Source organism: Paenibacillus riograndensis SBR5, from assembly GCF_000981585.1.
Classification (GTDB): Bacteria; Bacillota; Bacilli; order Paenibacillales; family Paenibacillaceae; genus Paenibacillus_AQ; species Paenibacillus_AQ riograndensis.
On sequence record NZ_LN831776.1, the window covers coordinates 981,880 to 1,004,108 of the forward strand.

The following is a 22,229-nucleotide window of genomic DNA, read 5'->3' on the forward strand; positions in this document are numbered from 1 at the left end:
GCCTAATTGAGGGTGAAGGCTAAGGGGGGAAGGCAAGTGAATGAAATAAACGCTCATCATTGTAATTTGAACATATGGGTTCATCTACCTGATGAAGTATGGGATAAGGTTGCTAATATATATGAGCTTATGCCGGGTTGGAAAGGGTACACAGATGGGATTCCACACTGGTTTGGGCAGGAAGAAGATGATGTTTATATGCAGGCATCGGTTGAGCCGAGCGGATTATCATTTCATGCGCAAATGAATCAGAGCGAGTGGGATTCTTGGATGGATAGGTTTAAATCGGAAACGACGAGAGTATTGGGGTTTGAGGTGGGGGAGCCTGAGGATGGGGTTTTATAAAAAAGATAGGTGAACGATAGAGGATTTACATTCTGTATCCAACGAAAAGTACTATTATATAAAGAGGAGGTATTAATTTGATTCTTTTTGCGACCTACCATCAAGAAGCATATAATTGTATATTTCACCATTTTTTAAAGTTAGAAATATTTAATGGACAAACAGATGTTGGAGATATCATTGAAGAAATTCTCCCTAAGTATCTATACAGAGAACAATATCATAAATGTGTGAAAACAATTGAGGAGCTGTACTACTGGACAGGAGACAAATTTTATCATGAAATGAATGCTTTTCATGAATTTATTCTGTATAAATTTATTGATTACATGGGAGATTTGCAAAAGGAGTTGCCTGATTTCAATCGACTTTATTTTAATGAAAGATGCCGTATCCTAATTAAGGAGGCTAGTCAAAAAGATTTTGAAGAGGATTCTGAATTTAGTCTAGAAGAACATGAAGAATCCTTTTACGATGTCTTTTATTATCCGGATGTATTGTTTACAGATACAGACTTTTTAATGATTGACACTTTATATAATCAACGTAAGCTTGGAAATATAAATATAGAGAATAGTTTAGGAATTAACATAGACTACTATTTTGAATTACTCCCTATCGATATTCAAGAGCAATACAAAACGAAGCATATTACACTTACCGGTGAAGTTTCTTCAATGTTAAAATATATCACTGAAAGATTAAAATACGGGAATTTATATAAATTATTTTGGGAGAATGAAGATCCAGTAAGAGAAGAACGTATACAGCTAATACTAGAAAATATAATGGACGCTTACTTTTATAATCAAGCGGTAGAAATCACTAGAGAGGCAATGCTGGGAAATGGAAAAGTTGATTTTAAATTATACAAGAACACTAACGAAGATGAGAAGGTTCTAATAGAAATAAAGAAAGCAAAGAATTATGTGAAAAAAGGATATGAAAAGCAATTAACAGATTATATGCTATCCACCAAATACAAGAATGCGTTTTATTTAATTGCTTGTTTTACGGATGATGAATATGATAAAAGCATGAAATTTATTAGAGAACATGTTTATACTGATACAATACAACTATACATAAATATATCCATATTAGATTTTAGAAAACGTAAATCCGCCTCGATTTCATAGGGAATAGGAATGTTTAATTGATACATTAATGACCCACATCAACATGGAAAATTCATCTCCACCATTCGTCCCCATCACAGAATTTATAAACCCCAGAAGAAGATAACAAAAGTCGAAAAAGAGTCACAGGAGATCGGACCAAGCTGGATGCAAAAGCAATAACACTTAATTTGTATAATGAGCCGAGCCAATTTATTTAGCGAGTTATTTAGAAGGAGAGTAGGAAAGCATGGGAAATAAAAATATTAAAACTTCAAAAAAAGAAATTGTAGATTACTGGTTCTCAATAGTAGATGAATGTGGATTGAGTGTAGATGCATCTGAGGCACATGAAAGATGTTGGAGATGTGGGTGTGAGATGTCATTAGAGCGATGTCATATTATTCCTGATTCTTTAGGTGGTGAAGATAAAGCATCTAATCTTGTACTTCTATGTAAAAGATGTCATTTGGAGAATCCCAATATCGCAGATAAGGATGTTATGTGGGACTGGCTTCGTGCATATGGAACATCACTATATGATATATTTTGGGTGAAACAAGGGATGAAAGAATACGAGTTTATATATGGTAAATCTGTGGAAGAGGAATTTGCGGAAAGAAGCATAACTGATGTTAATCATTTTGATAAAATTGTCAAAGAACAGATGAGAAAAACAATATTTCATTTTGGACATCCTTATTTAAATTCCGCAACAATGGCGGGTGTATTTAGAGTCTCATTGAAAATGTGGGATAAGGTCAATTAAGGACGATGGAGAGTTATACTCATTGCTATGGAACCATGGGAGTGATACAGGTGTTTAGCCAAGGGGATAGCAACTAGAAGGTGAGAGAACTATTCAGTCATTACTCACCAAGGGTTGGATTTTTATATGAGAAGGGTGTTCCCTTTCCGGTACAGCAGAAATCTCAGATAAACTTGTTGCGAAAATTAGCCGGCGACACAGTTACGAATATATGAGGAGAGAACTTATGAATGATCTCTTTGAAAAGATCAGGAATGACGCATTTAACTCTTCAAACATTCATTTCGCGCCTCCTATAGGAAGAGTGGAGAAGAGCACAATGAAGAAGAGATTTCCTGATTGTCCGCTAGTTTTTCTGCGCGTATTGCTCAATGAATTTGGAAACAAGGGGCATTTGTTATATTTCGGTAGATAAAAAACGTAAGAGCAATGATATTGTATTGAATATTCTAGCTTTGGTGGACAAAAGAGTCGGGAAAAAGCGGATTTTAAGCATGTCCGCGAAGATGAAGCTAAAGCATCCGGTGGTGCAGTATTTTTATGAGTTGCGGCGGGACCATTGTGACGTTATCCTAGGACAAAAAATATCTTAAATATGAAATTTCTTATCAGGTTAAAAAAGATTGGGGGTTATTTGGTTGTTATTTCGTTACCAATATGATTTAAATGAAGAAACGAGGAAAATGTATATTACTGGGCTTCCTTTTGAAACAAAATATGTTGAAGTTCCTAGAGAAAAAAGGTTTGAACGTCTTTATTCGTATAATTTGATAAAAATAGATTTGCTAAGTGCAATAAGTTACTTAGATATATCACTTCAGACAACTGATATGACTATAAAAGAGGGAATGTTTAGAATTGCTTTGATTTTATATATAAAATGTTTTAATAATTCTGGTGTGGGCAGATCTCAGCTGTCAGTTAATAAAGTATATAAAGATACACAAGGAGAACCCATAGAATGTCATAAGAAATTAAAGAGAATACGGGATAAATATATAGCTCATGATGAAATTGACTTTCTTAATGCAAAACTAGGAATGGTTTTAAATGAAAATGAGAAATGCATAATGGGAATTGCATACCCTGAAATGCAAGCTAAATTTGATTATGATGAGACTCTAATAATACTGCAATCATTATGTAAAATTGCTTTAGAAAGAACGAATTTATATCTTGAAGAAGAGACACATAAAGTGGAGAATTACCTTAGACAAAGAGATTATGAAATTGTAAGTGAATATTCGGAGATGACTATTGAAATTAATGAAATCTGAAGTGGAAATCTACGATTGATTATTTCTTTTTATATAAGGGCGCTCATGGAGGATGTGACGGATGTTGTTTTTCGCCATGTTGTAAGTGAAGCAACCAGACCGGATGTGTTTTTTACGGAGTTTGCGAATACAGAGAGTTATTGTCACCCGGAGGGGAACCATGCGGTGCGCGGGCGTTTAACTTTTACAGAGGATGAACAGCCCATTGTAGCTCATATCTGGGGAGGTAAGCCGGAATTCTTCCGTCAAATGAGCATTGGTATGGCGAAAGAAGGTTTTAAAGGCATCGATATTAATATGGGTTGTCCTGTAGCGAATGTAGCGAGAATGGGAAAGGAAGCGGCCTGATCTGCCGTCCGGAAACCGCAGCGGATATCCCCAGGTCGCCAAAGTTGGGGGACTGCCCGTCAGCGTAAAAACAAGGCTCGATTTTAGTAGCTTAGACGAATGGCGTGGCTGGTTAACCCATATTTTGCAACAAGACATTGTTAATTTGTCCATTCATCTGCACACAAGAGAAGAAATGAGCAAAGTAGATGCCCCCTGGGAACTGATCCCGGAGGTTAAGAAGCTTCGTGATGAGGTGGCACCCGATACACTGCTGACCATTAACAGGGATATCCCTGACCGTCAGACTGGCCTCAAGCTCGCGGAGCAATACGGTGTGGATGAGATTATGATCGGGCGCAGTATTTTTCAGAATCCGTTTGCTTTTGAGAAGGAGCCGAAGGATCACAGCAGGGAGGGATTGCTTGATTTGCTGCGGCTGCATCTGGATCTCCATGATCAATATTCAGCATTGGAACCACGTTCGTTCCGACCTCTTCAACGATTTTTTAAAAATATGTCCGCGGATTTCGTGAGGTAAGTGCCTTAATGAACACAAAGTCAACAAGTAAAGTGCGTACGCTGCTGGGTGAACTTGGAGGCAAGGAGCAGGATGGAGCGGAGGAACGTGGGGATTAAGTAATTCCTAACAAATCCTTGTGGAAAATAGAAAAAGACGTCAAGAGAATGAGGATCGGATGAATGGAGAGGGGGCAAGCCCTGAGCCAGAAAGCCGCTCCTCTTTTTGTATATGGAGGGGGATTACATGTTCTGGAGCAAATTGAAGCAACAACTGGAGGGCTTTCTAAGTCCTGCGTTAAATGGAAGGGTAGAATACGCGCACCGGGTTACCGTTATCTGCCTGATAAATCAGGGATTTGTTGTCTCGGTAGATAAAAAGAACGTACTCAATATGAGTGATAGAACGAATACTATGAAATGGTATCAAACAGAGCTGGAAATTAAGAATGATCCCGATATCCAAATTCCTATTACCAGCGACGAAATTGAAGCGGTCAGAAAAGCTACCAGGGGGACGTGCCGGAGGATCGCCTAATCGTCATGACCAGAAGCCAGAAAAATACCGAACATGCCAAAGAGCTAATGTCAGCACAGGCTGCATTAAGTAAATTGAATTTTATCGTGGCAGGCTAATAAGTTTCTAGCTACTCTTATAGAGGAAAGCTTAGAGAGTAATGATATTGTATTGAATATTCTGGCTGTGGTGGATTGAAGAGTTGGGAAAAAGCGGATTTTAAGCATGTCCGAGATGATGCAGTTAAAGCATCCGGTTGTGCAGTATTTATATGAGCTGTGGGACGTTGTGAAGTGACTAAATTTAACCTGTGAATGATCATAGGTGGGCAAGGGGTGCCAGGCTAATGGACAGAGTAGTGATAATTAAGAACTCACTCTAAAGTAGTGAATAGTTGTAATTATTAATCGGAACCCCTATTTAATTTAGGTCGTCGGGGTTGTTCGCACTGAACAGTCGACACATATAGAATCCATTGCGATAATTGTAAGAAGTAATATAGATGAAGATGACTAAAATAATACGTTGATACATAAGGGTAAATAATATACTGATACAGTTATTTTTAAATCAATAACATAGGCATTTTCGACGATTTGTTGTAAACCTACTAGCTTAAATTTAATGAACATAAGAGAAAAGAAAAAGACTCAGGTGAAACTTTTCTTCAATGTCTTTTTATTTGTTTGCTTTGAAACAATTGCGAATTGATTTCGAACTTATTGGAAACTACTTGATCAGCAGAATAGATAGTATGGCCATATATGTTCCTAATGTTGATGATTCTACCATGTCCAAGCCGCTCTGAAAATTGATTAGTATAATTGCTTTGATTAAATGAGCCGTGTGGCCTAGGTGATAAATATTTATAGTGATGGCCGAATCACCTGTTTTGAATAGAAAGATAGGACAATAGGACTGGGAAATATTATAGTGGCAGGATTTTATTTTATTGTCTAGTTCAATCTATGTTGGTAAACTTGTAGTAAGGAGGTAAGGACATGCATGAAAGCGAGTGGCTTCCAGATATCCTGGTAAAGAATGATTTAGTACATATTTGTAAGGTTTTAAATCTGTCAATAGATGGATTTCGAATAAGTAGCCTTGCTAGTCGCCCGGTTGAACAACTTCGTAGTCTTGTAAGATCCGCACTTCGAAGTGGCATTGGGAAAAAAAGGCGGATGAAAAAAGATCCAAATCTAATCCCTATTGATATCTTTTATGAAGAGCTGTCTGCTGATGCTAGGAAGGAACGCAATGAGTTAGCAACAGATGACTTTGATATGTTTATGATAGCTCTCTTGTCCGATGAGAAGCTGCGACCATATCAAAAGTTGTCATTATTATATGACCAGTTTCATGAAACATATATAACTTATTATAATGTACTAGTAGAGAATGCTCGAAGCAAAACGGACCTCTTAATAGGCGTCTATACAGCTGATGAGAATAAACTGCTCAGTCTATTAAATAACCAGGCCCCCTTACCTACATTTGAGCAATATGAGGCTTACGTGTCACAAGTTGGACTTAAGAACAAATACGATTCAATTAAACAAGCTTTAAAGGAAAAAAAAGATGCGACTTTAAAAATCCTGTTTGTAAATGCACTAAAAGATGAAGAGAAGTTTTTAGGCCAGTTGGCTTTGCTTCCGGCATATCCAGATCTGGCCCATAGTGTCTACGCCTATTATATGCAGGTCTATCTCGTTGTTCAACAAGAAACGGTGGCGACGACAGAAAAGGATCAAGAACTTAAGATGCTACTTTGTGAAGAGGAGAAAAAGAACGCAACTACTCAGAAAACGGTTAGTTCTATTCAGCAGATAGTACGTGAAGCTGAACAGTATAAGGCGGATGCGCATGCAACTATTGAAAATTTGAAAAGGCTTTTAAAGAAGGCAGAAGAGGAAACTGAAGGAAATCTTACAACAATACAAAGTTTAAGTTATAGGGTAACCCAACTTACCCATCAGGTCTTCGAATTAGCGGAGTATCAAGAATTTTGGGAAACCTTTTTACCACGAACTAGTCAAGCGAGAATAATTACGGAACATCCAGATTTAAGATTGCAACGATTATTTAAAGGTATGATTTTCTCGAAGTCCTACTTGCTGCAACAAATAAAACAACCAGATGAAATGAAGAATAAGGTTTGGTTTGTGGATCGTAATCATTTTACAAACACAAAAGAATGGATGGAGCTACGGCAACTTTTGACTATTAATGAGATTGCTTACGAAGAATTCACCGATGATATTGGACTCATTCTAGGATACGCAACATTGTACAAAGACAGTGAGACGGAGGAGTAAGGATGATTAATCCGAAGGTAATGCGAGAATTAAGTAGTTGTTACATTCTCGCAAGATTAGCAGATGACAGTGAACCTCAATATATACCTGGTCTAGGCATTGAGCGAAAGAGTGTAACACGCAGCCAACGCAATGACAATGATATAGTGTTTTACCTACAAACATTGAATGAGGAACCAAAGCCTATTAAAGACATAATTGGTAAAAACCCAAAAGAGTGTTATGTCTCTTTTGATGATAGAAATGGACGTTACTTACAAACAATTAAGTATTATGAACAAAAGGATAAAATTTCCTTTTTGAGAGAACATCTGGAAGGAAAACTTATTCTCATAAAGCCAAAACTTAACCATCGCCATGATAATCCTAACCACCCGTTCCACTATAATTTTGATATTGTTATGGTTTCTGAAGATAAGCAGGAATCAAATTATTATCTCCCGATCCCCCAAGTGAAAAAAGGAGTACCTGCGGCTCGCTTTGAGAAAGCTTTATTAGAAGGTGCGCCTATCACGCTCCCAGACTATCCCAGTCTTTTAGAGACACCAGAGTTTATCTTATGCGATGGATACTTGTATCATATAACGGATCCTGACAGTTTAAAAGGCAGTGAGGTGAATGTAACAACTTATTATGCCCTCCAGCCAAAAGGTATCAAAAAACTTGCCTTGACTGATTTGGATGATTTTTGGGGTAGATTGAGATGCGCATATCGGGAACTTGGCTTTATAACTGATAATTACTCTATCGAATTGAGAGACTTATTTGAAAAACGAGGTGTATCGTTGTTCCAGCAGGAACAGCAAAAAAAAGAAGATAACAAGCAAAAACTTCAATTAGAAACGCCTATCAGCTTAACTGAAATGGAATTTATCACACGATTAAAACAATTAGCGCAAGAAGCTGAGTTAGTGTATCCCGAAGAGGATCTTATTAATTTCCATACCTCGTTAAAAACGGGTGGTATTGCTGTAATTGGTGGCATGAGTGGGACTGGGAAGACTCGACTTGCACTATTGTATGCTGATGCATTGAAGCTGAAAAAAGATGAAAATCTTCTTTATGTTCCAATCTCTCCATCATATACTGAACCGGCAGATATCTTGGGTTATTTAAATCCTCAACTAGGATTATTTATGGAAAGTGAAACTGGACTGACGTCTTTTTTGGAACGAGCTAGCCAGTATCCAGACGAGCTCTTCATGGTTTTATTTGATGAAATGAATTTGGGACAAGTTGAGCATTATTTTGCACCATTTATTTCGTTATTAGAGTTACCAAAGGATCAGCGCGAACTACGTATCTACAGTCAAGGGTCTATTTGTCATAATAAATCGTTTGCTAAAGGGTGTATCCCTGTCCGTGATAATGTTCTGTTTGTGGGAACCGCCAATTTTGATGAAACTACCAAGGACTTTTCTAACCGAATGCTAGATCGTACGAATGTGATCTTATTGGAAAAGCTGACTTTTGGTGAAGCATCGGTGCCCAAGGAAGAAAATAATGAAGCCACGAACATGACTGCGGTGGTTAATCGTAGAATTTACAATCAGGAATGGATCAAAATAAATGTTGCTATGGAGGAGCACGAAATTTTATTATTGGATCGATTACATGATCTTATGAGGGAATACGATGCACAGATAGGAGTAAGCTTTCGAATTTATAAAGGTATTGAGAAATATCTAGCCAATATTCCCACTGATGCAGACGGTAATGCTTTGATTACACGACACACTGCGCTTGACTATCAAGTAAAACAGCGAATTCTGACCAAAATCCGGGGTCATCGAGAACAAATACAGGATTTAATCGGGTATTGCGATGCGGAAAATCGGTATCACATGGGCTATATTGGTCGTCTTTTAACGGAAGAGGGGGAAGGAGAAGATAGGTTTAAATTCTCCCTTGCCCTTTTAAAGCAGAAAGCTAAGGAGCTGACAAGGAACGGCTATGCAATATAATGCCACTGACGTACCTTTTGTTTTGGAGTTTTTTACAAATCATTCTCCAAGAAATACTCAGCAAGCCCAGTATTTTTGGAGTCCTCTACAGACGCCTGCTTCGTTAACTTATTTTATATCTATAAAAGAAAACATCCCGCTGGGCATTCGACTATATGCCAAAGACGAAAAACTACCAAAAGATTCCAAGGTAATAATAGAATCGAGCACATATGATGAGTTTGGCAAACAAAAAAGATTAACTATCATGGAAACAACTAGAGATCATCATGAATATTTATTTATGCCCCACACTGGAGATGAATTTCCTTGGCGGCTTGGAGTATACTTTTTAGAGGTCCACATTGGTCAAGATGTGTACGGATCAGGTCTTATGGTTTCTCCGATTCACTTGTCACAAGAACAGGTGCAACATATGCATCACTTACTGGAGCAAGAAATTGAAGGCATGATTTACGACCTTATATTTACACAAACCTCCACTAGTCAAGAACACGAAATCTTAAGAACAAAGTCCTATTATGATTATATACTGCGGCTGATTAACGATAAGGAGTTCTTGTCTGCCAATTTGATGCAGATAGAGAGAAATCCGCTTTCAACCATTGAAACGTTCTACGACGTTGGGACATTTCCGTGTAAACAAGATCAAAAAAGCCTACGGATGAAGCAGGTAAAAGGTAATGCAGTAGATTTCAACAAGCGTAAACGTTTGATCTTGGATCTGCCTGCCAACCGTTGGATTAAGCATGTGTTGCTGAGTTGGAAAAACGAGCTACTGACTGTTAGTAGCGCCATAGAAGTGGACTTGACACATGCCTTAACTAGGATGGCTAAAAAAGAAGATGATAAACGTGCCAACGAAAAGCACAAACAGCGTTATTTTAATGCCCGCGATATTTCCTATGAAGCCCGTAGTGCAATGAGCAGACGAATATACCGGTTGGCTGATGAAATTGTCAGGATACAGCGAGAGGTAGGTGTGCTGTCTAGGTGGCATGATGCTGTCCAACATATGATTGGTCGAATAATTTATATTTTAGTGTCCACGGATTTGAAAAACATACCACATGGGCAACAAAGGCCTCAGTTAAAGGAGAAACATTATCGCGATATAAGCCAGTGGGTGGAAGAGGGCCGTAGAGTGTTACTTGGGCGAGAGTCTGCTAAACATATTGTCCGCGTGCTTAAACCTACATGGAAAGTGTATGAGCAGTTTGTATACTTTCAAGTTGTGGAACTTGTAAAAAGGATGGGGTTTCAGGTATCGTCACATGCTTCGTGGGATCAATTACGGGATCTTCGTTCTGGTACCTGTTTGACATTGGAGAATGATAAATATATCATCCATGCTTGGTATGACAGAACTGTAGACCTTAGAGAGGATGCCTTTCGCACAAGGGATCAATTTTTCTCTCGTCAAATAATTCAGCCGGACATCCGTCTCGATCTTTATAAAAAAGGCGATGTGCCTATGCTATTGTCTTGCGTAGCTATGGACGCCAAGCACCGCAAGTATAGATCACTTTATAACGAAGCATACACCAACGAGGTTTTCACACAGCTTTCAAAATATTTAAATATCTTTTACGCCGGTCAAAACACGACTCCTAGAAACAAACGTAGTACCGTAGTTCATCGAGTTATCTGTTTATATAGTAAGGATGATAACGCAGATGTATTTCAAGATGAGCAACCGCTCATATATATTCAATTGTTTCCCAATATTGAGGACGGCAATATAATTGGTTTGGAAGAGTTATATCGAGAATTAAGCGCATGGTTTGAAGAGACAGTGGGTGAGTAAGTCAATATTTTTACTAACTTTTGTATTAAATTTAAGGCCTATATCAATGTGAATTACAATAGATCTATCTGAACTTAACCATTGGAAGCCGAGTGAGCCGAGTTAGTCGCTCCTCGGTCTTTTTGATGCTGTCGTTATAAAACAATTTAGGGGGAATAATAATATTCCTATAAAAAGAATCCTGCTAGTAAGAATCATCCACTATCTCACCTGTTTTCCCCCAGCAACTCCCCAACAGAAACATCCAGCGCTTTCACAATAGCAACCACCTCATAATCCTGCACAAGTCTATATTGACCTTCCAATCGAGACAAACTGGTTGGGCTGATGTCTAACCCGAAGGTTTGCAACTTGGCGAGGAAGTCTTTTTGCTTCATTCGCTTAGCTTTTCGAATGGCTACAACTTGGGTTCCAATGATATTTTTGTCACCGGGGAGCTCTTTGCGGTGCCTCATTTGGGTGTCACCTCACAATTTAAGCAAATTGTATACGAGGTAAGTGTTGTTTTAATGCGGATATCGAATTAAAATAAACCAATAAACGCATTAAAATTTCTACATCGTCTACAGGCATAGCTTTGCCAAAAAGGAGGGGGTGCAATGCACATTCTGTTGGTATCACTCCGAGCTTGAGAGTGCGTTTGAAGAAGAGAGTAAGGCTTTTCAAGCGTTATTTGCCTCCATGGACATTACACGTAAGCCAGAGTCTGAGGATTGGGAGGATAAGCTTCAATTGAAGCAAGCCATTCTTTATGAACACCTATATCTACAAGGACTTAAGGATGGTATGTAGCTTGCAAGTACCTTTTCTGCTCCTTCAGTTCTCTTGGACAAAGATATGCCCAGTGAAGTCTGCCGCAAAAGCACGTAGATATCGGAGCTGAGAGGGATATATTCAGACTTTGTTGTTGGACTGTCTATGCGGCGGTCTTTTTTAATTCACGTTTGCTATAAACATGTATTCCTTCAATGTTCTCGTGACAGCACTCATATTCCAGTTGAGTTTCATACGGATTTTTTGGAAGCTAATCAAGGTTAATAGCATAATTTAGGTGAAGGAATAAAGGTTAAGCTCATCTATGAAGATTAGAACTATGAAGCTATATTATTTAAAATTGATCAAGTATACTGCTGCGATATGATAAGCAAGGAAGAAGACGGGATGAACCCCAGTTGTCTCCGCGACCCAAAGGGTTCGTCGATGCGTACAAATGGATATTGGATTTACTTCATAAAAAGTACTTTGGAGATATTGACATTGCAGCCGTTTGACCTTAACATGAAGAAAATATGTTAGTTAGCACTAACTATAATTTGTTGAATCAGGCTGGGAAGGTAATTATGGAGAATAAGATGATATTGGACACTAAAGCCAAATTAATGCACGCGGCAATAGACCTAATGGCTGAAAAGGGCTATAAAGGCGTATCTACAAAGGAGATTGCAGCAACAGCAGGTGTCAGTGAGATGACATTGTTCCGTAATTTCGGCAGCAAGAAAAACCTGCTGGACAAAGCAGTTGACCATTATCATTACTCGATAGAAATGACCCGAATTTTTAGCGAGAAAGTGACATGGGACTTGAGATCAGACTTATTCATGATTAGCCAAATGTATCATGAATTGATGGAGCGTAACCGAAAATTATACCTCATTGTATTGAGCGATAATGAATTGACTGAAATCCGCGAAAGGGCACAGAAGCATCCCCGGAAACTATTGGAGTTATTGACGAATTACTTCATAGATATGCAGAAAAAGAGCAAACTGGTTTCAAGCGATGCGGAGATGCAAGCGATTACTTTCATGTGGATGAATTACGGGGCATTCATTTCGCAGTTATTTGTCAAATCTGAGATTACCACAAAACCGAAGGAAGATTTTATGAGATCAAGTGTCGATTTGTTCGTCAGGGCGTTAAACCCTTAATTTTTTGAATAAAAGAGAGTTAGTGCTAACAAACATTTTAAGGGAGGTGCCACTATTAAACATCAGAATATTGAATCGCGCAAGCTTGTTGGTCAAACGGTATCTGCAGGTTTCCAAGTCGGTGTCAGGAGGACGTTTCCAATCTCGCCAGAGCAGGCGTGGTCGTTTCTAACCTCTCCCGAAGGGGTGAAATTGTGGCTTGGAAACGTATCACCTCTTGCATTTAACGAGGGAGAGGTTTTTACATCCGATGAGGGGATTTCGGGTCAGCTCAGAATAGTAAAACCTTTCAGCCAGCTTCGCTTAAAGTGGGGCAAAAAGGAGTGGGAGAAGCCGTCTACGCTGCAAATCCGGCTCTTGTCTAATCATCATGATCGAACAACGATTAGCTTTCATCAAGAGAATTTGGATCATCCGAATACGCGGGAACAAATGAAGTTGTAATGGGATAACGTTCTGAATGCCATCAGGCAGAAAATAAGCATTGTAAACGATGAAGAGGAGATGAATAATTATTAATAAGTTCAGTCATATCGATCTTAGAGTGAACCATTTAGAAAGACCATGCCTTTTTATGAAGCACTTCTTCCTGAATTAAGGTTTACGCGGACCTTGCACAGCTTGAATTGGAAGGTATTTGCTGCCGAAGGAGAATTGCCTAGTGCAGCTTATTTTGCTATCACAGAAGACCGGGAACATAAGCCAAATCACAATATCATTGGATTCTGGGCGAATGACCGGGCTGAGGTTGATCATATTGCCAAACTGGTTAAGGAAAATGGCGGTCCTAAACGACGGTCCCCGGTTGTTCTCGATTAGCCCAACTTATTTTACGCAGTCTATTTTGAAGATCCTTGCGGAAATAAATATGAATTGGTACATCGGTTGGATTAGAATTTAGTAATTTCACATTATTAAGCACTCAAGTCATGTGGAGAGTGTTGCACTGTTGATTCAAATGAGGCAGTAGGGAAGATTAAGGGAATTTATGGCTCATAATTTTACTTTACATTTATTCCGACTGTGTTTTTCAAAAGGGGCCAAAAGATTATTGATGTATTCAAGTAGAAAGTTTCGTTTAAGGGCAATTCCTCAGATAAACTATCTCTAGTATTTTGAAAAAAAGTTAACATCCTCATTTTGGTTATTGCGCTTTATATGTAGAAAATCACCGCGTAAAGATTAAATAATTACCAGTAAGCATACTTTTCACTTATTAAATTATCTATTAAACTATAAGAAGTATACTTAATGATGAATTTACTGCCGATAATCTGAAATTATAAAAGGATAGGGAATATAAATGATAGAAAAGTGCCAAATATTTACTCCAGAAATAAATGTAAAGGAACTATTAGACGCTGCAAATTATACGAATAATTTGTATGGGAAAAAAGTTATAGAGAATGCATGTGGTGATGGAAATATTTTAAAAGAAATTGTTAAACGTTATATAAAAGATTGTCTGAAAAATATGATCAATATTATTGAAATAAAAAAGGGATTGGAACATGATATCTATGGTACAGAGATCGATAAGGTTCATTTTGCGAAGTGTTTGGAAAATTTAGATGGAATAGCTGAGTTTTATGGAATATATGATGTAAAATGGAACATATTCAATCAAGATTTCTTAAAGATGAATTTAAGAGATACATTTGATTTTGTCATTGGTAACCCTCCATATATAACTTATAGAGATTTAGATGAGGAAACACGAACTTTTCTAAAAGAACATTTTAGATCATGTAGATATGGAAAATTTGATTATTGCTATGCATTTATTGAAGCAAGCCTTACCTGTTTGAATTCAACTGGGAAATTAGCATATCTAATTCCTAGTAGTATTTTTAAAAATGTATTCGGCCAAGAATTGAGAAATATGATAGTTTTTAATACTGTGAAAATAATCGATTACACCACTAGAAAACTATTCGAGCAAGCTCTTACATCGTCAGCTATTTTGTTATGCGATAAAGGTAAAGTAAATGATGATATAGAATATCTAGATGTTGTAAACAATATTACTCATTCGATACCTAAAAAAAGCTTAATGGGCAAATGGATATTTGGGGGTTATTCTCAAAATAGTGCTTCAAAAAGAAGATTTGGAGAATATTTCACAGCAGCTATAAGTATTGCGACTCTGTTTAATAAAGCGTATCTTTTGAAAAATTATATAGAGGAAGAAGAATACATTAATATTGGAGGATATAAAATTGAACGAAGTGCAACAAGAGTAGCAGTGAGTCCTAAATCCTTAAATTATAAAAAAAGAGAGCTTATTATATTCCCATATTATTATAATAATGATACTTTAATTAGATATAAAACAGAAGAATTTGAATTGAAGTTTCCTGAAACCTCCAAATATTTAAAGTCTTACCTTAAAGAATTGGCAAATCGGAATTCCGACGACAAGAATGAATGGTTTGAGTACGGACGTTCTCAAGCTTTAGCTCATTTGAATCAACATAAGCTTCTTCTTTCAACAATTGTTACAAATGAAATAAAGGTATATGATTTACCAAAGGATTTTATTCCATATTCAGGGATATATATTGTTTCTAAAAAAAGAATACCTCTTTTAAAGGCTAAAGAAATCTTAGAGAGTGAGTCTTTTTATAATTATGTAAAAGGTATTGGTATTAGTGCTAATGGAAATTCACTTCGTATTACTGCATCAGATATTAATAATTATGAATTTTGAGTATTTATTATAGTATAAATGTAATTAAGTAGCTCAATTAAGTTTTATCATGTTAAAATTTTCAAGCTGGAGGATGGGGAAAAGTGGAAGAGCTACAGTATATTATTGAAGATAGTACAATTGCTGAAGTTTTAGGCGTGCAAAATTTTACTAACCCTGAAGCAGCTATTTTGGAATTAGTTAAGAATGCTTTTGACGCACAGGCTAGAAAGTTAGACATTATCTTTAAAGAAAATGAAATAATAGTTAAAGATGATGGGATAGGCATGAATTATGATGATATAAAAAAACATTGGATGCATATAGGTAAGAGTAATAAATTTTATGAGGTATTAGATAGGGAAAATAAAAAAAGAATTCTGGCGGGTTCTAAGGGTGTAGGTAGATTTGCATTGTCACGACTAGGTACTAACATTGAGCTCTCCTCACAGAAAGATAAATCAAGTGATAAGTCAGTTTTATGGACTACTAATTGGAATCACAGTAATTTATATGAAGGTAAAACATTGAACAAAAGTGGGACGAAAATTTCTATTAAAGGATTAAGAGATAAATGGAATAAAGCTAGTATTGAACAGTTAAGAAAATATTTATGCCGTACATATAATGATAATTTAATGAAGATTCTTATAACTTCCCAGTATAATGAGAAACCTCAATTAGTATTGCGGTATTTTGATAAGCCTCAGCTAGGTTACAATTGTACAAGTATACTAGAGTTTAATTATAATTCAGAAAGTTCTAGTTTGGAATGTATTTTCAAATCGGATGAATTTAAAAATGAAGCGAATAAATATATAAGCGATATTAATTTATTTGATTTTACAAAAAATCTAGATTGTATAAAGGAATTAAAAGATAACAAAAAACTATCCTTATCAAAGGATGAACTAGTAGAAGCTTTAAAAACTTTAGGAAACTTTTCAGCGGAATTTTATTTTAGTCTTAAAGAACCAAATCTAAAAGATGTAGAAAAATTTTTGTATAAGCACAGTTTCCTAACAGGAAGATACGAAAGTGGTGTAATTCTATATAGAAATTCATTTAGCATTTCTTCATATGATGGAACAAAAGATTGGTTGGGTCTTGGGAAAAGAACAAGATTGTCACCTGCTGCTGCAACTCATCCAACAGGTTCATGGCGTATTCGTGAGAATCAATTGGCAGGGAAGGTTGAGATTGATAAATTAACTAATCAAATGCTGAAAGATCTATCTAATAGGCAGGGTTTGGATGAAAATATTTACTTTAAAACTTTTTTGGAAATTATAGATAAGGGACTTGCTGAATATGAAAGATATCGTCAAAAAATTATCCGTGGAATAAACAAAAAAAATAAATTTGTAGAAACTGAGGAAAAAAAGATAGTAGAAAAAGTTATTCAGAAACCAACTATAGTAAGGCAAATGACTAATGATCAGCTTTCCTTATTTGTTTCGGAAATAAAGGATTATAAAGATGAAAATTTAAATATTAAAAAAGAAATTCATAACACTGAAGAAAGATATAAGTATGACGTAAGAATACTAAATGTCTTGGCAACATCGGGACTTAAAGCTACAGCAATTGCTCATGAGATGCACAACGACAGAAATAGTATTGCTCAAAACTATGAAAACATTGTTGAAGCTATGAAAGATTATGATATATGGGAGTATGTTAATGAAAAAGAAAAAACTAAATATGCTTTCTCCAATATTCCGGAATTACTTAATAAGAACAAGAGAATTAATGTAAAACTTGTTTCTTTCATGGACACTATGCTTGAGGAAGTGGAGAAAAGTAATTTTGTTGCAGAAAAACATAATATATATGAAGTATTAGAAAATATAAAAAACGTTTGGGAAAGAGACTACGCATGGGTCCAAATAAACCTGGAGAATGTCTTGTCTTCTATTAGTTTTGTGTTTCCAGAAGATAGCTTAAAGGTTATATTTGATAACCTAATACTAAACAGTATACAACATAATGAAGACAAGAATCATTTAAAAATTGATATTAAGATATCTTTTGCTAATGGAATGTTGGAGATTTTTTACATGGATGATGGTAGAGGACTGGCTGAAAAGTATTTAGAGGATCCTATGAAAATTCTTGAGGTACATGAAACTTCAAGAAAACAAGGACATGGTTTGGGAATGTGGATAGTCAATAACACTATAACAATGTCTGGGGGAGAAATACTAAATATTGATGGACATAACGGGTTCGTTATTTTTTTTACATTTGGAGGAAGTATGAATGGATAGAATAAAGATAGTTTATGTTGATGATAATCCTGATGAAGAAATTTCAAAATATTTAAAAAAAAATTATGAACATGAAGATTTTTTGAAGGAATATGAAGAAATTCCTTTCTCAAGTGAGGATGGGTATGATAACTTGATTAATAATCCGTTAATTAAAGAAGCAAACATAGTATTAATTGACTCTAAACTATTTAAAAATGATAATGTTGTGGCTGGAAAATTTACTGGTGAAGAATTTAAAGTAATACTAAAGAAAATGCTACCATTCATCGAAGTTTTGGTAGTGACTCAAAATGATCTTGAAGATGATTTTGGAACTATACAAAAATATAGAAAGGATTTTCATGGGAATCCCCAAGAGTATTATGAAATGAAATTAAAAGATCTACTAGATGATTCTGTTAGGAATATTTTGATTTATCGAAATATAACTAATAAATTAAAAAAAAATGAAGGAATCGACAAGGTTCTTTTAGAGAAAATAGTTAATTCATTAGATGGATCTGCCCAATATGAAGAATTAACAACAAAAGATATTAACGAAATTATAATTGCTTTCCGTGAATTGCAGGGGGTAATAGATTGTGAATGATTACCGAAATACAAGATATTGTTCTTCATTGGAAAATGTGAAAAATAAAAAAGGTACATTGGAAGATGCAATCTATAAAAATCATACAAAACAAAAGATAATTTATAACAAAGTAAAAGACACAGCATATGAATATAGAAAGAACTTCATGGAAATCTATAATTATAAATGTTGTTACTGTGGAAATTCAATTGTTAACTTGGGTGCAACTCTTCTCGAAATTGATCACTATATATGTGAATCATCATTTGATTCAAAAGAAGTAGCTGGTCGAATTGGAAACTTAGTTCTAGCTTGTTATGATTGCAACCGTTCTAAAAGTGGATTTGTAATTAAAGAAGAATATAAAGAAATTCTAGATCCAGATATGGATAATATTAAGAGTGTTTTTACTAGAGATGATGATTATTACATTAAGATTGCTGAACAATACGAAGCCGATGAATTTATAAAGGGATTTCACAACCAGTTAAGGTTATCCTATCAATCAAGAAGATTAGATTTTTTACTTGTGAATCTTAATGGTTTATGTCAAAAACTTGATGGGAAACCACAAGCGGAGAGATTGAATGTTATTTTAAGAAAACTTAAAGAAAAAAGGAATCTAATAATTTCTAAAGGTTTAAGTGAAGAATCGGTGTTAGCTTAAATAACTTAATTCTGAGATGAAATCTACTTCTTCGTCCTTAAGATCAATACAATTTGATAAATGATAAATTAGCCAGTACTCCTTGAACACCTATAAAAGGAAACAACATCGAGACTGGAGTTTATATACTTGAAGTAACCTGTGTTTATCAAATAGCATCCTCGCTGAAGGACTTCAATATTAATGCTAAAATTATAATAATTGCAAAGATCTTCCCTTAAACGGGCTGTTCTTAGTACAAACCAAGTATGATTCAAGCTAAATATAAATATCAAGTATTTGGTTTATACATAACAGACTGTTTAACTTATTGTATAAAATGATCTTGTTATTTTTCCATTTTTGGATTGGACGTGACTACATGGAATGTTTGGACTTCCGGCTGTTTGTTAGCAAATTTTTCTGATTTAAACCGCTGCTCACCGTGGGAATTTCTAAACAAAGCGGATGCCACCTCTCCTACAGCAACTTCTATTCCGCTATTTTCACCTATATAGTTTGAACTTTTTAAGACGAATGCAAAGCCAATCATTAACGTTCATATGCTAGGAATTGACACGTTTCATCAACGCTGCGACATTGCGAATATGGTAAAACCTCTTGCAAAACACATTGTGGATCACGCCGTTTTTGAGCCAATTCAACTTGAGTTCAGGCGAGTGCTTGGGCAAAAAAACAAACTCCATTCACGGGTGCTCTTGCAAAAAGGCCTGAGCCAATTTTGAACGCGGATACGGAGTCGGTCATATTGATGATTTGAAAATGAGATGTGGCAGGTTCGCTTAAAGATTGTAGAATGACACGCACGAGACATATGTAGTGCTGTTTGTTGTAGAATTAGCAGTTAAAGCTACATTAACTGATATCATTAAGGCTCAAGCTGTAAAATGCTTGAGCCTTTAATATTTGTTTGAGATTACTTATTCTTTTCTTGGATATCGTTAATATGCGATTTAACTGTTAGTTATCAAAAAATTATCCGATATGATTTGATGGATGTTAAGAGACTTATATTGTCAATTAAAACAGAGAAACATTACGAAAGCAGGAAAATCACATGGAAGATAAAAAGAAGTCGTTTGAAAAGTTTTTAGAACCTGAGAATTATAATATTGAAGCTGAAATAATAGAGATCATTAATAGACTCCGACAATGCTGAAGAGTTAGAATGTTTCGGGTATTATTTGCGCCACGGAAAGTTTAATAACTCCTGAGATGGTTGGTAATTACAAATTTAGGGGATACAATATTTGTTTTGGACTACATACCCCAAATCGGAAATTAACATAGTGTATTTATATTTTCTGGAACTCGCGTCCATTACTTACCAAGATTAAGTTGACCCAAGCTCGTTCCATTTCAAGTTCTACTCCCTGTTACCTCAATACATGTGGAGGGGTGGTACCGATCGTTAGAAAATGAGTTATCGGGAGTTGGCTCATAAGCCATTAGAACGTTTGTTGGTCACAGGGTAGTGCCGACCCTTCCGATGATTTACGGCACAATGAATGCAAATCTGATATGTGAACAATTGTTTGTATAAGTGTTGTTTCTAAGAGAAACATTTCGGACAAACCTTCACCTAAAGTTATAACTACACTGATCTCAAGACAGACAGCGCATGGGCTTTCTGTTTTCTGTATACTAAATCATTCATTCGAAGCGGAGGACTACGACTATCATATAATAATTTTTGTGATAAAATAGATTATAGCAACGGGGGAATTCAACTAATACATCAAATTAAAGAGCATCAAGAAATTAATAACATGAAATTTAGAAAGCCTATAGAGACATACAACTTTGATAATAGAAGCATTGAAATAAGCAGGGTAGAGATAAAGAAGCCGTCCTAATTGTGGCATATAGAATACCTCTTGCCAACCATCCTTCCTTCTAAGGTAACATCAAAAAAATACCTTGGGAGGGGACTTTGTTGTCGCTGCAGCCTTTACGAGATTGGATTGAACCCGCACTGGATAATACCTTTTTTGAATGGAAATAACGAACTCTTTCAACAGCAGAGTTATCTCCTACCGTCCCTTCATTCCCCCTCCCCCAACAACTCCCCAACGGAAACATCCAGCGCTTTCGCAATGGCAACCACCTCATAATCCTGCACAAGTCTATGTTGACCTTCCAAACGCGACAAGCTGGTTGGACTGATATCTAAACCAAAGGTTTGTAATTTGGCGAGGAAATCTTTTTGTTTCATTCGCTTAGCTTTTCGAATGGCTACAACTCTGGTTCCAACGATATTTTTGTCACCCGGAGGCTCTTTGCGATGCTTCATTTGGTATCACCTCACAATATAGCCAAATTGTATGCGAGGTAAGTGTTGTTTTAATGCGGATATCGAATTAAAATAAAATAAACCGATAAACGCATTAAAATTTCTATACATCGTCTACAGGTATAGCTTTTCCAGAAAGGAGGGGGTACAATGCAGCATCTGATGCACAAGTATGAGGAGGAGAAGCGCAAGTTGAATGAACTCGGACAGAAATCATTGGAGCAGGGAATTCCGTTAAGCAGCAATGAAGCGGTTCAGGCCCAGAGTCGTAAAGTGGACGAAATCATTAATCGGATGTATCAGAAAAAAAGCGGACATGTAGGAACATTTCGTTCCGAATATTGTCTAGGAGGGGATGGGGTGAGCTTTCCGGTGTGGTCTTTGCAGGCGATGCAGAATCGGTTGGATGAGGTATCCGCACATATTGAGCATCAATCTGAGCTTGAGAGTGCTTTTGAAGAAGAGAGCAAGGCTTTTCAGGCGTTGTTTGCCTCCATGGACATTGCACGTAAGCCAGAGTTTGAGAATTGGGAGGATAAGCTTCAATTGAAGCAAGCCGTTCTTTATGAACGCCTATATCTACAAGGGCTTAAGGATGGCGTGCAGCTTGCAAATGCCTTTTCTGCACCTTCAGTTCTCTCGGACAAAGACATGCCCTGTGAAGTCTGCCGCAAAAGTACATAGGCATGGAACCGAAAGGGATAAACGCATATTTTATTTTTTGACCGTCCATGCGGCGGTCCTTTTTCTTTGCTGCATGTTCAGTATACATGTACCTCCTTCAATGCTGATCATTCAAAATTGAGCAGGCTTCTATTCATGATCTAAATAAAGGGATATCTTGCCATAT

Annotated in this window: 19 protein-coding genes and 3 pseudogenes; 19 read left to right on the forward strand and 3 right to left on the reverse strand. The window is 36.3% G+C overall.

What is annotated here, in order from left to right:
- Positions 1–36 precede the first annotated feature (36 nt).
- The 11 genes and pseudogenes from PRIO_RS04265 (at position 37) to PRIO_RS04310 (ending at position 10,958) form a co-directional block, all read left to right on the forward strand.
- The gene (locus PRIO_RS04265) at positions 37–345 is read left to right on the forward strand and encodes a hypothetical protein (protein WP_020426992.1); all 309 of its coding nucleotides are present in this window, start codon (positions 37–39) and stop codon (positions 343–345) included.
- A 77-nt stretch (positions 346–422) separates the two neighbouring features.
- On the forward strand, positions 423–1,484 hold the full coding sequence (locus PRIO_RS04270; RefSeq protein WP_046501203.1) for a hypothetical protein: 1,062 nt from the start codon (positions 423–425) through the stop codon (positions 1,482–1,484).
- Positions 1,485–1,713: 229 nt separating this feature from the next.
- On the forward strand, positions 1,714–2,232 hold the full coding sequence (locus tag PRIO_RS04275; RefSeq protein ID WP_046501206.1) for an HNH endonuclease: 519 nt from the start codon (positions 1,714–1,716) through the stop codon (positions 2,230–2,232).
- Positions 2,233–2,603: 371 nt separating this feature from the next.
- A complete protein-coding gene (locus tag PRIO_RS37580) occupies positions 2,604–2,825 on the forward strand; it encodes a hypothetical protein (protein ID WP_456238467.1) in 222 nt (73 codons plus the stop codon).
- 45 nt (positions 2,826–2,870) lie between these two features.
- Entirely contained in the window at positions 2,871–3,509 is a 639-nt protein-coding gene (locus PRIO_RS04285; protein ID WP_052741411.1) for a hypothetical protein, read from the forward strand.
- Between the two features lie 45 nt (positions 3,510–3,554).
- Positions 3,555–4,475, forward strand: a pseudogene (locus PRIO_RS04290) (tRNA dihydrouridine synthase).
- 127 nt (positions 4,476–4,602) lie between these two features.
- Positions 4,603–4,893: an SF0329 family protein gene (locus PRIO_RS37585; RefSeq protein WP_428829590.1), complete on the forward strand. Its 291-nt coding sequence runs from the start codon at positions 4,603–4,605 to the stop codon at positions 4,891–4,893.
- A gap of 189 nt (positions 4,894–5,082) precedes the next feature.
- Positions 5,083–5,169 (forward strand): annotated as a pseudogene (locus PRIO_RS37590) (hypothetical protein); the annotation flags it as partial.
- A gap of 704 nt (positions 5,170–5,873) precedes the next feature.
- Positions 5,874–7,187, forward strand: a complete 1,314-nt coding sequence (locus tag PRIO_RS04300; RefSeq protein WP_046501210.1) for a hypothetical protein — start codon at positions 5,874–5,876, stop codon at positions 7,185–7,187.
- A 2-nt stretch (positions 7,188–7,189) separates the two neighbouring features.
- Positions 7,190–9,151 carry an McrB family protein gene (locus tag PRIO_RS04305; RefSeq protein WP_046501212.1) on the forward strand — a complete coding sequence of 654 codons (1,962 nt, stop codon included), beginning with the start codon at positions 7,190–7,192 and terminating at the stop codon, positions 9,149–9,151.
- Entirely contained in the window at positions 9,141–10,958 is a 1,818-nt protein-coding gene (locus tag PRIO_RS04310) for a hypothetical protein (protein ID WP_020434422.1), read from the forward strand. Before PRIO_RS04305 ends, PRIO_RS04310 begins: the two co-directional genes overlap by 11 nt.
- A gap of 206 nt (positions 10,959–11,164) precedes the next feature.
- On the opposite strand, the gene PRIO_RS04315 is transcribed toward PRIO_RS04310, so the two are convergent.
- Positions 11,165–11,413, reverse strand: coding sequence for a helix-turn-helix domain-containing protein (locus tag PRIO_RS04315; RefSeq protein WP_020434423.1), 249 nt, complete (start codon positions 11,411–11,413; stop codon positions 11,165–11,167).
- Between the two features lie 885 nt (positions 11,414–12,298).
- Here PRIO_RS04315 and PRIO_RS04325 point away from each other — a divergent pair.
- The 7 genes and pseudogenes from PRIO_RS04325 to PRIO_RS33700 all read left to right on the forward strand — a co-directional run bounded on the left by PRIO_RS04325 (position 12,299) and on the right by PRIO_RS33700 (position 19,086).
- Entirely contained in the window at positions 12,299–12,886 is a 588-nt protein-coding gene (locus PRIO_RS04325) for a TetR/AcrR family transcriptional regulator (protein ID WP_020429240.1), read from the forward strand.
- Between the two features lie 54 nt (positions 12,887–12,940).
- A pseudogene (locus PRIO_RS04330) lies at positions 12,941–13,327 on the forward strand (SRPBCC domain-containing protein); the annotation flags it as partial.
- Positions 13,328–13,450: 123 nt separating this feature from the next.
- A complete protein-coding gene (locus PRIO_RS04335; protein WP_197545385.1) occupies positions 13,451–13,705 on the forward strand; it encodes a VOC family protein in 255 nt (84 codons plus the stop codon).
- Between the two features lie 484 nt (positions 13,706–14,189).
- Positions 14,190–15,596: an Eco57I restriction-modification methylase domain-containing protein gene (locus PRIO_RS04340; RefSeq protein ID WP_046501220.1), complete on the forward strand. Its 1,407-nt coding sequence runs from the start codon at positions 14,190–14,192 to the stop codon at positions 15,594–15,596.
- Positions 15,597–15,679: 83 nt separating this feature from the next.
- Complete coding sequence (locus tag PRIO_RS04345) at positions 15,680–17,845, forward strand: sensor histidine kinase (RefSeq protein WP_046501222.1); 2,166 nt, start codon at positions 15,680–15,682, stop codon at positions 17,843–17,845.
- The gene (locus PRIO_RS04350; protein WP_046501225.1) at positions 17,838–18,437 is read left to right on the forward strand and encodes a hypothetical protein; all 600 of its coding nucleotides are present in this window, start codon (positions 17,838–17,840) and stop codon (positions 18,435–18,437) included. The genes PRIO_RS04345 and PRIO_RS04350 overlap by 8 nt, the downstream gene beginning before the upstream one ends.
- Positions 18,430–19,086, forward strand: a complete 657-nt coding sequence (locus PRIO_RS33700) for an HNH endonuclease (RefSeq protein WP_052741413.1) — start codon at positions 18,430–18,432, stop codon at positions 19,084–19,086. The genes PRIO_RS04350 and PRIO_RS33700 overlap by 8 nt, the downstream gene beginning before the upstream one ends.
- Positions 19,087–19,414: 328 nt before the next feature.
- Here PRIO_RS33700 and PRIO_RS35370 read toward each other — a convergent pair whose 3' ends face one another.
- A complete protein-coding gene (locus PRIO_RS35370; RefSeq protein WP_144412086.1) occupies positions 19,415–19,618 on the reverse strand; it encodes a hypothetical protein in 204 nt (67 codons plus the stop codon).
- A gap of 1,512 nt (positions 19,619–21,130) precedes the next feature.
- Complete coding sequence (locus tag PRIO_RS04365) at positions 21,131–21,379, reverse strand: helix-turn-helix domain-containing protein (protein WP_020428189.1); 249 nt, start codon at positions 21,377–21,379, stop codon at positions 21,131–21,133.
- 150 nt (positions 21,380–21,529) lie between these two features.
- Between PRIO_RS04365 and PRIO_RS04370 the strand changes: the two genes are divergently transcribed.
- Positions 21,530–22,063, forward strand: a complete 534-nt coding sequence (locus PRIO_RS04370) for a hypothetical protein (RefSeq protein WP_020434424.1) — start codon at positions 21,530–21,532, stop codon at positions 22,061–22,063.
- Positions 22,064–22,229 lie beyond the last annotated feature (166 nt).